This window comes from Actinomycetes bacterium, from assembly GCA_036510875.1.
In the GTDB taxonomy this organism is placed as follows: domain Bacteria; phylum Actinomycetota; class Actinomycetes; order Prado026; family Prado026; genus DATCDE01.
In genome coordinates, this window is record DATCDE010000352.1 from 1 (window position 1) to 11,357 (window position 11,357).

The window sequence follows — 11,357 nt, forward strand, 5'->3', positions numbered from 1 at the left end:
GTGGCTGCGCACGGAGAAGAGCGGAGAAGACTCGTCAGGACCCGGGTTCGATTCCCGGCACCTCCACAGGACAAGCAAGGACAAGACAAGCCGCCCCCGGGGGCTCACATTCCTATGCTGACCGGGTGCACCTGGAGTTCAACGGCGAGGTGTGGTTCTGGAGGGGGCCGTCGCCGTTCTACTTCGTCAACGTGCCCGAGGACGAGAGCGCTGAGATCCAGGCGGCGTCTGCGCTGGTGACGTACGGCTGGGGCATGATCCTGGTCGAGGTCAGGATCGGATCGACCAGGTGGACGACCTCGCTGTTCCCCAAGGGCGGGGGGTATGTCGTGCCGCTGAAGGACCTGGTCCGAAAGGCCGAGCAGATTGACGTGGGCGACACCGTGACGGTACGTCTGGCTGTCGACGTCTGACATGGCCGCGGTCCAAGAGCTCAGCCGCAGCGAAGCCCGGCGCATCGCCGTGCGCGCTCAGCTGCTGACGAAGGACCGGCCGGAAGATCTGCTGGAGACGGTGCGGCGGCTCTCACTGGTGCCGCTCGAGCCCGCCAAGGCAGTCGCGCCGAGCGCCGACCTGGTGATGTGGCGCCGACTCGGGTCGGCGTACTCGCCGCAGGAGCTGCGGGACGCCGTCGACGAGCAGCGGCTGGTCGAGCTCCGGGGGGCGCTGCGGCCGGCCGAGGACCTGGTGCTCTACCGCGCCGAGATGGCCCAATGGCCAGGGACCGGTGAGCTGCGCGACTGGCAGGAGCACCAGCGTGACTGGGTCACGGCCAACGACTACTGCGGCGGGACATCCTCAGTCCTTCGCGGGCCGTGCGACCCTGCTGTCACCGTTCGACCGGCTCCTCCACGCCCGCAAACGCATGACCGACGTCTTCGCGTTCGACTACTACCTCGAGATGTTCAAGCCCGCCACAAAGCGCCGTTGGGGCTACTACGCCCTCCCGATCCTGTACGGGGACCGGCTGGTCGAAAAGCTCGACGCCCGGGCCGACCGCCAGGGCGGGGTGTTCCGGGTCGCGGCGGTCCACCGGGACGTGCCGTTCAGCAACGCCATGACGGCGGCGGTCGACCGCGAGATCCGGGACCTGGCGCGCTGGCTCGACCTGGAGCTCGTCCGGCCCGACTGAACCCCTGCCGAGCGAATCACCCTGTCCGGTGACCCGCCGCGCCTGGCCCGCCGACAAGCTGGCTCCACCGAGCAGCGGTGCGGCTGGAGGCTGAGTAGGCATGGTGGCAGGACCGCAGGTGCGCCACGTCGTGCTCGACACCTGGCAGGAGTTCCTGGGCGCCCCGGTCCGCGCGTTCGTACCCCTGCTCGTGCGCCGCCGGGCCATCTCCTGGCTGCGGATCGTGTGGCCCAGCCACAACCCGAGAAGGAGCGATGAGGGAAGGTCTGGACACCTTTGCCGCGTTCGCAGCCACGTACGGCTCGCTGGACGACGCCGAGGCCGACGACGAGGCGATCAAGTCGCGGTACTACGAAGGCGGCCTGATCGACACGTTCGACGCCGCGGTCATCACCAGGGACGACAAGGGCAGGGTCAAGATCGTCAAGAAGCACGAACAGCGCTCAAGGCCGACCCCAAGGCGATCCAGGACGACATCGACACATCCGGCTCTGCGACCTGACGACGGCAGCTTGCGGTCCTCCTCGTCCCCGACGCAGATCGCCCGTGTGTGTCCGAGAGACGGTCGATGCTGCTGGCAGGAGCTCGAGCGCCCAGTCTGCAGCCCCGGGCTGCCGGCTAGCGAGCCACCGCCGACCGGAAGCAGAAGTCGAGCATCGAGGTGAGCGGCTCTGGACTCCCGCGCAGCCGGCTGCGCAGGGCCGCTCCCTCCCAGCAGTCAACCAGCAGGGTTGCCATCTCCTTCGGGTCCGACCCGGCCGGGAGGTCACCGCGGGTTTGGGCCTCCGCCAGGCAGCTGGCGAGCCGGTCGGCGATGTAGGTGAAGCACCACTCGATCTTGTGACGGAACGCCTCGTTCGTCCCGGACAGCTCCTGCCCGAGCCCGCCCAGCAGACAGCCCAGGTACCCGTCCCGCTCGTAGCTTTGCTGGGTCAGCTCGAAGAACCCCCGCACCCGGTCCAGCGGCGGCCGGGCCTCGTCGGCGAGGCACTCGTCGAGGCCCGCTTGCACCTGCCGCATGTACTCGTCGACCACCTGGAGCGCGAAGTCCTCCTTGTCCGTGAAGTGGTGGTAGAAGGACCCCTTGGGGGTGTCCGCCGCGGCCAGCAGCGCCTGGATGCCGAGGCCGTGGCAGCCGTGCTCGAGGAGCAGGGCCAACCTGACATCGAGCAGGCGCTGCTTGGTCGCATGCGTCGGCGGTTAGCTATCCATGCACCTTCTCAATCATGTGGTTGATGACGTGGCTGCGCTCGTCCTGCGAGCTGAACGTGACGATCTCGGCCTCCGCCTCGACAGTCACGTTGTGCCCCGGCGGCCAGTAGGACAGGTCGCTCGCCGACACGGTCTCCTGTGCCCCCGTTGCGTCGGTGGTGGTGATCCGCCCGCTCAGGACGTATCACCAGTGGGGGCACTGGCAGAGGTCTCCCTGCAGGCCCTCGAACAGGGGCGTCGTGTCCACACCGCCGGCGAGCGTGAAGTACTCGCCGCTGATCGTGTCGAACGTGCTCACGTCGCCGAAGCCTCTCCGCTGCCGAATCACGGCACCCGGAATCTCGAGCTGGACGTCGACGTCCTTCTTGGCCACCCGCATGGTCATACCTCCTGTGGTCAGCTCCCGCACCTGCTAGACCGACCGGTCTATTCCACCAAGGTGCTCACCCTGCGGCGGACGTCAATGGTGTGCTCGACGGGCCGGCTCGAGCGAGGCCCCTACGGTAGGTCTCAGCGGTGCAGGGTTCCTGTGGCGCCATCGACTCGAGGAGGGTTGGCCGGTGGGCGACGATGCTGGCCCCGACGCGCTGAACGAGCTGAGGCGCCGCCGGGCCCTCACCGAGGACGCGGCCCGGCCGGACCAGGTCGCCGCTCGGCGCGCCAAGGGTGGTCGGACGGCGAGGGAGAACATCGCCGACCTCGTCGACCCAGGCTCGTTCGTCGAGTACGGCCGCCTGGTCACGGCAGCACAGGAGAGGCGGCTGAGCGCCGAGGAGCTCATGCGGCAGACGCCGGCTGACGGCATCGTCGGCGGTATCGCCCGCATCAACGGTGCGGTGGCGGGGGAACGAGCCACCTGCGCCGTTCTGTCGTACGACTACCTCGTCATGGCGGGCACGCAGGGCATTCGCGGCCATCATAAGTCCGACCGGCTACTGGGTCTGGTTGAGCGGCTGCGGCTGCCCACGGTGTTCTTCACCGAGGGTGGCGGCGGGCGTCCGAGCGACACCGACTACCCGGTCGTCTCGGCGCTGGACGTCCGCACCTTCGCGCTGTGGGCGAGGCTCTCCGGGGTCGCCCCGCGCATCGCCGTAGTCGCCGGTCGGTGCTTCGCAGGGAACGCTGTCCTGGCCGGTTCGTCCGACCTCGTCGTCGCTACGCACAACGCCACCTTGGGGGTGGCCGGGCCAGCGATGCTCGCCGCGGCAGGCCTCGGTGACCACGACGCGGACCAGATCGGGCCGGCCGGGCTGCTGGCCACCAACGGGGTTGTCGACGTCCTGGTCGCTGACCAAGCCGCGGCCGTCGCGATCACGCGCACCCTGGTCGGCTACTTCCAGGGTCCGGCTCCGGTCGGCCCGGCCGCGGACCAGACCTCGCTGCGCAGGGCCCTCCCCGAGCGCGAGCGCGCCCCGTACGACGTGCGCCCGATTGTCACCACGTTGTCGGACGAGGGTTCGGTGACCTTCCTGCGTGAGGCGTTCGCACCCGAGATGGTCACCGCGCTCGGACGCATCGAGGGCCGTCCCGTCGGGTTCATCGCCAACCAAACGCTGCACATTGCGGGGGCGTTGACATCCGACGCCTCGGACAAGGCGGCCCGGTTCATGCAGCTGTGTGACGCCTTCGGCGTCCCGCTGGTCTCGTTGGTGGACACCCCGGGGATCATGGCCGGCCCCGACGCGGAGCGGACGGCGGTGCTCCGGCACGCTTCCCGGGTCCTCGTGGCGGGCGCCCGGCTCCAGGTGCCCCTCATCGGCGTCGTCCTGCGACGCGGCTACGGGCTCGGGGCGCAGGCGATGCTGGGCGGCAGCACCCACGAGCCGCTGCTCACTGTGGCCTGGCCGTCCGCCCACATGGGCCCCATGGGCCTTGAGGGCGCCGTGCGGCTCGCCCAGCGGAAGGAGCTGGCCGCCATCACCGACGAGCACGAGCGCAACGAGCGGGTCCGCCAGCTGACGGCCGCCTACCAGGAGCACGTCAACGCGTTCAACGTCGCCAGGGCCTTCGAGATCGACGACGTGATCGACCCCGCCGAGACGCGCGGCACCATCGCTGCGACACTCGCGGCGGCCGAGGGCCGCGAAGGTTTCACCGGGAGCGGCCGGGTTGTCGATACCTGGTGAATAGACTCGGCTGAGGCGGCGACGCCGCGGGACCACCGACGACGAGGGGGCCACCATGAGTGGTGAGCCGACGAGAGTGGACTTCCCCAGCGCCGGCGGCGTCACCGTCGCCGCGTACCGGTGGGACCCGGAGGGCGAACCCAGGGCGGCGGCGCAGCTGACCCACGGGATGGGCGAGCACGCGCTGCGCTACGCCGATCTCGCGCACGCGCTCAATGCTCGCGGCTACGTCGTGTACGCCCAGGACCACCGCGGCCACGGACGAACCGCAGGCTCGGTCGAGGCCCTCGGCCAGGTCGGCGCGCAGGGCTGGCTCGAGATCGTCAACGACATCGAGCGGCTGCGCCAGCAGGTGCGCTCGGCGCACCCGACGGCCCCCCTGGCCCTGATCGGGCACAGCATGGGCTCGTTCGCCGTCCAGCAGTATCTCCTCGACCACAGCGCGGACGTTCAGGCGGCGGTCCTCACCGGCACGGCGGCCATCGACCTGCTCGAGCCTGCGCTCGACCTGGATGCGCCGATCGACCTGTCGATGTTCAACGCGCCGTTCGCCCCGGCCCGGACCGACTACGACTGGCTCAGCCGCGACGAGGAGCAGGTCGACCGGTACGTCGATGACCCGTACTGCGGGTTCGGCCTCGACCTCGAAGGCGGCCGGCAGATGTTCGTCTCGGCACGGGAGGTCGCCGACGGGTCCAGGCTCGAGGGGATGCGCAAGGACCTGCCGGTGTACATCGCCGTCGGGGAGCATGACCCGGTCAACGGCGCGCTGGCCCTGGTCCGTGCGCTGGTGGACCGATACCAGCGAGCCGGGCTCAGCGACGTCACGCTGAGGATCTACCCCGGCGCCCGTCACGAGGTCTTCAACGAGACCAACCGGGACGAGATCGTGGCCGACCTGCTCACCTGGCTGTCCGAGAAGTTGCCAGCCTCCGCGTGACGAAGAACGCCTGACTTCCGATCATTGGAAGTCCAGGAATACCTCCAACGTGGCACGACGCACGTCAAGGATGCTTCGATCCTCCCCATGAGCGACGCGATGACCACCCGCACCGTCCACCTCGCGGGTCACAACGGGGACGAGATCGAGGCGTACGTCGCGCAGCCAACGGGCGCCGCCCCGCGGGGAGGCGTGGTCGTCATCCACCACATGCCCGGCTGGGACCGGGCGACCAAGGAGATCACCCGCCGGTTCGCCGAGCTCGGCTACGACGCGGTGTGCCCGAACCTGTACTGGCGCGAGGCCCCGGGCGCGGCGCCCGACGACGCCGCGGCGACTGCTCGGGCCCAGGGCGGCGTCCCCGACGAGCGACTGGTTGGCGACGTCGGGGGGGCCGCGGCCTTGCTCCGGTCCCTGCCGACGTCCAACGGGAAGGTCGGGGTGATCGGGTACTGCTCCGGCGGCCGGCAGTCGGTCCTGGCCGCGTGCTCGCTCGACCTTGACGCGGCGGTCGACTGCTACGGCGCGTTCGTGACCGGCACCCCGCCCGAGGGGTCCCCGTTCCGCAGCAACCTGGTCCCGCTGCTGCCACAGCTGCGGGCGCCCCTGCTGGGGCTGTTCGGTACTGAGGACAAGTCCCCGAGCCCGGAGCAGGTGTCCGAGCTCGACACGCTCCTCACCGAGCACGGAAAGACCCACGAGTTCCATAGCTACGACGACGCTGGCCACGGGTTCTTCGCCGTGGACCGTGCGATGTACCGGGTCGCCGCAGCCAACGACGGCTGGGTGCGCATCGCCGACTTCTACGCCGCTCACCTTGGAGGCTGAGCATGTGCACGTATGCGACGTCCCGGGCCGCGGTCTCCGGGAGCGCCAAGGGGCCGAACGGGCGCTGGTTCCACGTCACGGGCGCGACGGTCTACTTCGACCATCCGGTGCACGCACTGGCCGAGCACACCCTGAACATCGACCTCTCGAACCCGACCGGCGGGCCCTCGGCGAGGGTGGCGCTGGAGCTCACCGCAGAGTCCGCCCGCGCGCTGGTCGTGGCCATCGAGGAGGCCCTGGCAGCAGCGGGCTCGGGGGCGCTGGTCGACTAACCGCCCCGGCCCGGCGACGCTGGTGTCAGGCTGGGTCGGTGAGACAGCTGCGCGTGCTGGCGGTCGCCGGCCCGGTGCTGTTCACCCTGGACTGGATGCTGCTCGGGTGGTCGCACGTGGGCTACCGGCCGGACCGAGAGACGATCAGCTCGCTGTCGGCCCACGGCGCCCCGGGCTGGCCGGTGATGGTCGCCGGACAGGTGGCCCTGGTCGTCGCGTTCCTCGCGGTTGCGACCCTGTGCGTCCGGGTTCTCGGCCGCCCCGGGATCGGGCCGGCCGGGCTGTACGGCCTCGCCGCCGTGGGCACCGTCCAGGCCAGTGCGTTCCGTACCATTTGCACCCAGGTCGATGCCGGGTGGTGCACACCGATGCCGCGGTCGGCCTTCCCGCACCAGCAGTGGGCGCACGGGATCGGCACCGCGATGCCCTTCGCCAGCCTGCCGCTCGCCTGCCTGGTCGTCGCCTGGGTCACCCGGCGGGTCGACGGGCTGCGGGACGTGGCCGTGCTCGCGCTGGCCGTCCTGGTCGTGGCGCTGCCCAGCGTGTTGTGGTTCCTGACGCAGGGCACGGACTGGCACGGTCTGTCCGAGAAGCTGTTCTTGACCTCTCTTGCGGCGTTCACCGGGTATCTCGGCTTGCGGCTGGGAGGGTGTGCCGCCGGTGAGCTGGAAAGGGTGGGGTGTGACTGATGCCGACCGTGCTGCTCTGGGCGGTCATGCTGACTGGGATCGTCGTCCTCACCCCGCTGGCTCCCCGGGTCCGCGTCCCGCTGCCGGTGCTGCTGACTGTCTTCGGGCTCGCCCTGCCGCTGCTGCCCTCGGCTCCTCGCCTGAGCATCGACCCGGCGCTCATCCTGCCGGCTGTGCTGCCGCCCCTGCTGTTCGCGGCGACGCAGCGCTCGACAGCGCACGAGTTCCGGGAGAGCGCCAGGCCGATCCTGCTGCTCGCCGTCGGCCTCACCGTGGCCACTGCGGCCGTCGCGGCGGTGGTCGCGCACCAGGCCGGGCTGTCCTGGGGCCCGGCCTGGGTCCTCGGTGCGGTGGTGTCGCCGCCCGACCCGGTGGCCGCGACCGCTGTGGCGCGGCGGCTGAGCTTGCCCGGCCGGCTGGTCACGGTCCTCGAGGGCGAGGGGATGTTCAACGACGCGACCGCCCTGGTGCTCTACCAGCTGGGCGTGCTCGCGGTGGTCACCGGTCACGTCACGGCGGTCGACGTGGGGTGGGGACTGCTGCTGGCCGTGGCAGTCGGTGCGGGAGTCGGGTTCGCCGCCGGGGCGCTCACCCGCTGGGCGCTGGCCGCACTGCACGACGCGGCGGCGGAGACCACCGTGACGGTCGCCGTGCCGTTCGTGGCCTACCTCGCGGCGGACCGGCTGCACGGCTCCGGTGTCCTGGCCGTGCTCGTCCTCGGACTGTACCTGCGCAGCTACGGCCATCCGGCGCTCAGCTCGGGCGGCTGGCTGCTCGGCCGGGCAGTGTGGCGCTACCTCGACTACCTGATCACCTGCATCGTCTTCGTCCTCATCGGCTTCGAGCTCACGGCGGTGCTCGAGGACAGTCGGGTCGATGTGGCCAGCCTGCGTCTCGCGGGCTGGGTTGTGGCCTCGCTGGTCGTCGTCAGGTTCGCCTGGATGTTCCCGGCCGCCGCGCTGGCCCGGGCGCGACGACGCTTCCAGCCGGCCGCCACCCCGTCGGGGGTCCGCGAGACGACCATCGTGGCCTGGGCGGGAATGCGCGGTGTCGTGACCGTGGCCACCGCGCTGGCCCTCCCGCTCCTCACCGACGCGCGGGCGCCGTTCCCCTACCGGCACGAGATCGTCTTCGTCGCGCTCGTCTGCGTGCTGGTCACCCTGGTGGTCCAAGGGCTCACCCTCGCCCCACTGGTGAAGGTCTTGCGGGTTGGCGGCGAGGCCGCCACCGCACGGGACGTCGCCTCGCTCCGACGGCGTGCCGCCGCCGCGGCCTTGAGCGCGGTCGAGGGCACGGCGGCGGACCCCGAGGTGCCCGAGGCGGTCCGGCGTGCGGTCTTGTTGCAGTACCAGGGCTACCTGGCCGCGCAGCAGGCCCTGGGCGAGGCCCGCGGCCCGGCCGGGGAGGCCGACTACTCGGCGGAACTGGACCAGCTGCTGCGCCGGGCCAGCGAGGCCGAGCGTGAGGTGGTGCTGCGGGCCAGGCGGCAGGGCGAGGTCAGCCCCGAGGTCGCCGACGAGGTCCTGCACGACGTCGAGACGAGGGCGGTCCGTGACCTCGACTGAGCGGCCGGAGCTGATCGTCCCCTCCACCGTGCAGCAACTGGCTGCCTGCCCTTTGAGCTGGGGGCCGATCCTGGCCGGCCGTGAAGTGGGTGCCACCGGGCAGCCGGATCGACCTGGACGCCGAGGTGACGCGGCTGGCCTGACCCGCCGACGATTCACCCGAACGGCGCATCCGGTCACATCCGGTGAGGACAAGAATCGCGGGATCAATGGGAGGCCCCTCGTGCCCGACTCCCTGAATGATCTGGTTCCCTCCGGCAGCGACCTCGACCGCTACCGCGATCTGCTCTCGCTGCTCGACGCCACCGGCGCTACCGTCACGCAAGTCGACACCCCCGCGCCGCACAAGGTGCGGCAGGGCTCGGTCAACCCGAGCGACCTCACCTCGCTGCAGTTCGACCCGCTCTCCGGCGGGTTCGGCCACCGGACCAGCAGCGGCGGCGGACGCCCACTGACACTGGGCGACCCGCCGGACACCTACCTGGAGTTCCCCGACCCCTCGCTGACCTGGACCCTGTCGGTCGACTACACCGACACCAGCTACACCACCACGGCCGGGCCGTTCGACCTGCGGCTCACCTTCCCGGCCTCGGTGCTGCACCTGTCGGCGCTGCACGGCGCGAAGCTCGACGGGCAGGGGCTGCTGGTTCCCGACGACGCGCACCCCCTCGTGCTGTTCCACCTGCCGCGGCTCACCGTCAAGGTCGCCCGCGGGTCCACCGGTGGCGCGGGCGCGTCCCTGGTCTCGGCGGACGCCGGGGCCGGCGGCGGCGATGCCGACACCTTCGACTTCTGCCGGATGGAGCCGCCGTACGCCCTGGTCGGTCCCGGCGCGGTGTTCGGCTTCGCGTTCCGCTCCGCCGTCCTCGACCTGTCCGACGACGCCACCCCGGGCACGCCGCCGCCCGGGGTGGGGCCGGACTGGCACGGCCTGTGGCTGCCGGAGGCCCGCATCTTCGTGAGCCCGCACGGCATGGAGGACTTCGCCGTCGACGGGGGAGTGCGCGACTTGTACGTAGGGATCGGCCCGTCGAGCGGGGTCAGCGGCACCTTCGAGCTCGAGGTGGTCAACCGCGGCTCCGCCCCGACCGTGTCACTGCGGTTCCTGGACCCGCAGGGCCGGTCGTTCGCGGACAGCGGCGGGGCCGTGCAGGCGCCCGAGCACTGCGCCGTGATCGTCGACGCCGCCGGGGGCATCGCGCCGTACACCTACGCGCTGAGCGCCAGCGACGGGACGTCCAGCAGCACCGACCGGCTCGACCTCGCCGTCCCGGCCGCCGGGAGCCTCACGGTCACCGCGACGGTGACCGACGGCGGCTCGCACACCACGACCACGACCGCCACGGTCAGCCGGACGACGGGCACCAGCGGCAGCACGCCGTCCGACGCCCGGGTGACCCCGACCACTACGTCGTCCGGGACCGCGCAGCTGACGGTCGAGGCACAGACCGACACCGGCGTCACGGTGTCCCTGAGGCCGTCGCCGGGCACCGGCACCATCGCCTGGACGTGGGACGGCGGCGGCAGCGCCACCGGCGAGACCGCCACCATCCCGGTCGTCGCGGGTGCCCCGGTCTCGGTCTCCGCCACGTGGACGCCGGCTGTGGGGCAGCAGACTAGGAGCTGCAACTTCCGGTTCGACCACCCGACCGGGCGGGCCGGCACCCCCGACGACGCCGAGACGTCGGCCACGCCGGCCATGGACGCCACCTCGGCCGCCTCGTGGCAGTCCCCAGGCGGGGCGTTCGCCCTCGGCGAGGACGTCGTCCCGCACGGGGCGCACGTCACGGTCACCGGATACGCGTCGTACGACGGCGACGACAGCGACCGGGCGGCGAGCTACAACCAGGCGCTGTCCGCGCGCCGGCAGGCCGTCCTCACCCAGCTGCTGGCCACCCTGCGCCCCGACCTGCCGACCCCCGCCCAGGGCACCCCCAACGGCTTCACCGACAGCAAGGCACAGGGCGGCGACCGCAGCGGCTGGTGGAAGGCGACCGTGGCCTACACCCCGCCCGGGCCGGTCACGGTTACGGGCACGCTCACCCGGCCGGCCGCCCCGCCCGCCACGGACACCTCGACGAACGACCCGGTGCCGGCCAAGCCGAGCCGGCCGGACTGGTTCCGCAAGCTCGGCGCCCGGGTCACCCTGGTGCGCAGCACCTTCGTCCGTTGCGAGGTGTACGGCGAGTTCGACATCCAGACCGCCACCGAGTCCAGGCTGCACGGCTCCGGCCAGTACATCGACCCGATGGACGGCGTCACCGACGCGGTCATCAAGGTGATCGTCGACGACACCACGAAGTCGTGGCGGGTCGAGGCGTCGCTCAAGGCCCACGAGGCGGACCGGGACGGTCTGGCCCAGGCCAAGCGGCCCTCCGGCAACGGCAGCCACCCGGTGCTGGACACCCTCGGCGCGTACGCGGCGCTCACCCCGGTGCTCGCGCTCGCGGCCCCGGCCAGCCCGTCGGAGTCCGACTACGTGGGGCTGGCCCTGGGCGCCGCCACGATCGGCGCGTTCTCGGCCATCCTCAAGGCCAAGACCGTGACGCTGCGCGGCGGCGAGGTCGACGTCAGCGAGCGGGACGGGCGGACC

Annotated in this window: 12 protein-coding genes; 9 read left to right on the forward strand and 3 right to left on the reverse strand. The window is 71.5% G+C overall.

Annotation, left to right across the window (positions count from 1 at the left end; all coding sequences use genetic code 11):
* Positions 1 to 125: 125 nt before the first annotated feature.
* Complete coding sequence (locus VIM19_20250) at positions 126 to 413, forward strand: DUF1905 domain-containing protein (protein HEY5187168.1); 288 nt, start codon at positions 126 to 128, stop codon at positions 411 to 413.
* A gap of 344 nt (positions 414 to 757) precedes the next feature.
* On the forward strand, positions 758 to 1,132 hold the full coding sequence (locus VIM19_20255) for a crosslink repair DNA glycosylase YcaQ family protein (protein HEY5187169.1): 375 nt from the start codon (positions 758 to 760) through the stop codon (positions 1,130 to 1,132).
* A 618-nt stretch (positions 1,133 to 1,750) separates the two neighbouring features.
* On the opposite strand, the gene VIM19_20260 is transcribed toward VIM19_20255, so the two are convergent.
* Genes VIM19_20260 through VIM19_20270 form a run of 3 tightly spaced genes read right to left on the reverse strand, consistent with a single transcriptional unit; the run spans position 1,751 to position 2,723 of the window.
* Positions 1,751 to 2,290 carry a TetR family transcriptional regulator C-terminal domain-containing protein gene (locus tag VIM19_20260; GenBank protein HEY5187170.1) on the reverse strand — a complete coding sequence of 180 codons (540 nt, stop codon included), beginning with the start codon at positions 2,288 to 2,290 and terminating at the stop codon, positions 1,751 to 1,753.
* A 46-nt stretch (positions 2,291 to 2,336) separates the two neighbouring features.
* Positions 2,337 to 2,474, reverse strand: a complete 138-nt coding sequence (locus VIM19_20265; GenBank protein HEY5187171.1) for a hypothetical protein — start codon at positions 2,472 to 2,474, stop codon at positions 2,337 to 2,339.
* 54 nt (positions 2,475 to 2,528) lie between these two features.
* A complete protein-coding gene (locus VIM19_20270) occupies positions 2,529 to 2,723 on the reverse strand; it encodes a hypothetical protein (protein ID HEY5187172.1) in 195 nt (64 codons plus the stop codon).
* 181 nt (positions 2,724 to 2,904) lie between these two features.
* Between VIM19_20270 and VIM19_20275 the strand changes: the two genes are divergently transcribed.
* From VIM19_20275 to VIM19_20305, 7 genes are all read left to right on the forward strand, one after another.
* Positions 2,905 to 4,470: a carboxyl transferase domain-containing protein gene (locus VIM19_20275; GenBank protein HEY5187173.1), complete on the forward strand. Its 1,566-nt coding sequence runs from the start codon at positions 2,905 to 2,907 to the stop codon at positions 4,468 to 4,470.
* 55 nt (positions 4,471 to 4,525) lie between these two features.
* The gene (locus VIM19_20280; GenBank protein HEY5187174.1) at positions 4,526 to 5,410 is read left to right on the forward strand and encodes an alpha/beta hydrolase; all 885 of its coding nucleotides are present in this window, start codon (positions 4,526 to 4,528) and stop codon (positions 5,408 to 5,410) included.
* An 87-nt stretch (positions 5,411 to 5,497) separates the two neighbouring features.
* Positions 5,498 to 6,238, forward strand: coding sequence for a dienelactone hydrolase family protein (locus tag VIM19_20285; protein ID HEY5187175.1), 741 nt, complete (start codon positions 5,498 to 5,500; stop codon positions 6,236 to 6,238).
* A 2-nt stretch (positions 6,239 to 6,240) separates the two neighbouring features.
* Positions 6,241 to 6,510, forward strand: coding sequence for a DUF6295 family protein (locus VIM19_20290; GenBank protein ID HEY5187176.1), 270 nt, complete (start codon positions 6,241 to 6,243; stop codon positions 6,508 to 6,510).
* 38 nt (positions 6,511 to 6,548) lie between these two features.
* Positions 6,549 to 7,199 (forward strand): DUF998 domain-containing protein, encoded by a 651-nt coding sequence (locus tag VIM19_20295; GenBank protein ID HEY5187177.1) that lies wholly within the window; start codon positions 6,549 to 6,551, stop codon positions 7,197 to 7,199.
* Positions 7,199 to 8,764 (forward strand): Na+/H+ antiporter, encoded by a 1,566-nt coding sequence (locus VIM19_20300; protein HEY5187178.1) that lies wholly within the window; start codon positions 7,199 to 7,201, stop codon positions 8,762 to 8,764. The genes VIM19_20295 and VIM19_20300 overlap by 1 nt, the downstream gene beginning before the upstream one ends.
* 223 nt (positions 8,765 to 8,987) lie before the next feature.
* Positions 8,988 to 11,357, forward strand: a 2,370-nt coding sequence (locus VIM19_20305) for a hypothetical protein (GenBank protein HEY5187179.1), incomplete at its 3' end; no start/stop codon positions are given.

Coding starts and splice junctions, on each gene's coding strand:
- VIM19_20270 (HEY5187172.1), bottom strand. CDS start 2,723: ATGCGGGTGGCCAAGAAGGACGTCGACGTCCAGCTCGAGATTCCGGGT.
- VIM19_20280 (HEY5187174.1), top strand. CDS start 4,526: ATGAGTGGTGAGCCGACGAGAGTGGACTTCCCCAGCGCCGGCGGCGTC.
- VIM19_20285 (HEY5187175.1), top strand. CDS start 5,498: ATGAGCGACGCGATGACCACCCGCACCGTCCACCTCGCGGGTCACAAC.
- VIM19_20290 (HEY5187176.1), top strand. CDS start 6,241: ATGTGCACGTATGCGACGTCCCGGGCCGCGGTCTCCGGGAGCGCCAAG.
- VIM19_20300 (HEY5187178.1), top strand. CDS start 7,199: ATGCCGACCGTGCTGCTCTGGGCGGTCATGCTGACTGGGATCGTCGTC.